Origin of the sequence: Caldimonas taiwanensis NBRC 104434 (genome assembly GCF_001592165.1) — a bacterium.
Lineage (GTDB): Bacteria > Pseudomonadota > Gammaproteobacteria > Burkholderiales > Burkholderiaceae_C > Caldimonas > Caldimonas manganoxidans.
Genome location: NZ_BCWK01000057.1, coordinates 1 through 2128, shown reverse-complemented (window position 1 = coordinate 2128; position 2128 = coordinate 1). Strand labels below are relative to the sequence as shown.

The 2128-nt window shown below is 69.7% G+C and carries 2 protein-coding genes; one reads left to right on the top strand and one right to left on the bottom strand.

The window, feature by feature from the left end:
- Window positions 1-288 precede the first annotated feature (288 nt).
- Window positions 289-1305, bottom strand: a complete 1017-nt coding sequence (locus tag CTA01S_RS15975) for a helix-turn-helix transcriptional regulator (RefSeq protein WP_062196838.1) — start codon at window positions 1303-1305, stop codon at window positions 289-291.
- A gap of 84 nt (window positions 1306-1389) precedes the next feature.
- On the opposite strand from CTA01S_RS15975, the gene CTA01S_RS15970 reads away from it, so the two are divergent.
- Entirely contained in the window at window positions 1390-1890 is a 501-nt protein-coding gene (locus tag CTA01S_RS15970) for a cupin domain-containing protein (RefSeq protein WP_062196837.1), read from the top strand.
- Window positions 1891-2128 lie beyond the last annotated feature (238 nt).

Below are 2128 nucleotides of genomic sequence, written 5' to 3'. Positions count from 1 at the left end.
AGGGGCGTCCCGAACAGGCGGGCGGCGAGGTGGGGGAGCATCGGTGTCAGTCCTGAAGTTCGGTGTTTGGCTTGTGGCACCGGCGGCCGCAACCGGATCGGCGGTGTCTCTCTGGTTGTCGTGCCGCGGGGAGTCCAAAACCAGTTGCGAACTCTCGAACGATGTGGCCGATTCGCCGACGTTGTGCGGGCCGGCTGCCGCGCCCACAAGCCTTGCGCGACGCGTCGGTTCGGCCAGCGCGTGGAGGACGCTGGAATGCCCTCTCCGAGCTGCCCGTCGGTCGCTCGTTCAGGAAGGTGCCAGCGTGCGTTCGAGCCGGGCCTGCATGCGGCGCAGGCAGGCCTGCAGTTCGGGCGGCGACTCCACCTCGAAGTCCACGTCCAGGCTGAGCAGCCAAGCGGCCAGCGCCGCCACCCGGTGGGCGCCCGTGACGAGCCGGCAGCGAGCCGGCCCGAGCGCCTCAAGGCGGCCGGCCAACGGGGAGATCTGCTCTTGCGCGGCGTCGACGGGCGAATGCAACACTACCCGCGCCTGCACGCGGTAGACGTCGGTGGAGATGCGGCGTGCGACGAAAGCGGCCAGATCGGCCCGCGTCGGTGGCCGGGCAGAGGCCTTGCCTCGGCTGCCGCCCGTTACGCCGTCCTCGGCGGGAAGGGGGCGCGGGGAAAAGGCGTCCCCCATTGTGCGTACGTCCTCGATGCGGTCGACGCGCAGAGTGCGCCAGTCCGCGCGTCCGCGGTCCCAGGCGACGAGATACCAGCGCGACTCTGCACACACGAGGCCAGCTGGCTCCATCCGACGAACGCTGGAGCGGCCCTGTACGTCGCGGTAGCGCAGCTCGACCACCTGCTGCAGCTCGCTGGCGTCGGCCAGCGCAGCGAGATGGCCCAGGTCGGCGGCCGGTGCTGCGTTCGTCAGTGGCTGCACCGCATCGAAAAGGCTCTTGAGGCGGCGCGCCAGCCGCGCCGGCAAGAGCGTCTCGAGCTTCATCGAAGCCACCAAAGCGGACTCCTCCAAGCCGCGCACGCCGCCCAAGGCAGCGCTTCGCAATGCGAGCGCGAGCGCGAGAGCCTCGTCCTCCTCGAAGGCCAGGGGCGGGAGCTGGGTGCCTGCCTCGAGGTGGTAGCCGCCCTCGGCACCTGGCAGCGCCCGCACCCGGTAGCCGAGTCCGCGCAGTCGCTCTACATCCCGTCGGACGGTGCGCGTCGTGACACCCAACCGCTCGGCCAACTGCGGCCCGCTCCAAGAGCGGCGCTGTTGCAGCAGGCCGAGCAGCCTCAGGAGGCGGGACGAGGCGGGCAGCATGCAGATTTCGAATGAGGACCGAAACTGTCCGCAATCCTAAAGTAGGCTGCAGGCCTTGCTCCACCCAACGCCAGGAGGCCACGCATGGACCGACCCATCCTCAACATCAACGACGCGAGTTACACCGACCTCGCTGACCTCTCCCGTCTCTGGGGCTCCGAGATGCCGGCCGAGCGCTACGGCGGCCGAACCGCGCTGATCGGCCGCGCGCTCGGCGCTCGCCAGCTCGGCTACAACGTCACCGTCATCGCGCCTGGCAAGCGGGCATATCCCTACCACTGCCACACCGTCAACGAGGAGATGTTCTTCGTGATCGAAGGCCAGGGCGTGCTGCGCGTCGGTGGGCAGACGCATCCGATCCGCGCGGGCGACGTGATTGCTTGCCCGGCCGGCGGCTCGGAGACCGCGCACCAGATCGTCAACACCGGCACCGCCGAGCTGAAGGTACTGGCGGTGAGCACTGCGCGCACGCCCGAGGTCTGCCATTACCCCGATTCCGGCAAGTTCGGCGTGCTGGACCCGGAGCACCGCTTCGCCTACATGGGGCGGGTGAAGGACGGTCTGGACTACTGGGACGGCGAGTAGTCCCGGGGTCGTCCGCGCCAGGCAGCCGGGGCCGCAGCGGCGAGGTCCGACGTCGGGCACGGCGTTGCCGCGCCGACTCGTCTGCCCGGAGAGGATCACATCGCTTCACGCATCGCTTCACGTTCGCTTTCGCTCACGTGAGCCTCCGCCGCTAGCGGAGTGACGGTGTCGCTCCGCCTGTCGTGCCGCGGATCCGAGTCGAAGACCAGCCCGAGGTCGTCCGCTCGCGCGTTGTCCG

Coding starts and splice junctions, on each gene's coding strand:
- CTA01S_RS15975 (WP_062196838.1), bottom strand. CDS start 1,305: ATGCTGCCCGCCTCGTCCCGCCTCCTGAGGCTGCTCGGCCTGCTGCAA.
- CTA01S_RS15970 (WP_062196837.1), top strand. CDS start 1,390: ATGGACCGACCCATCCTCAACATCAACGACGCGAGTTACACCGACCTC.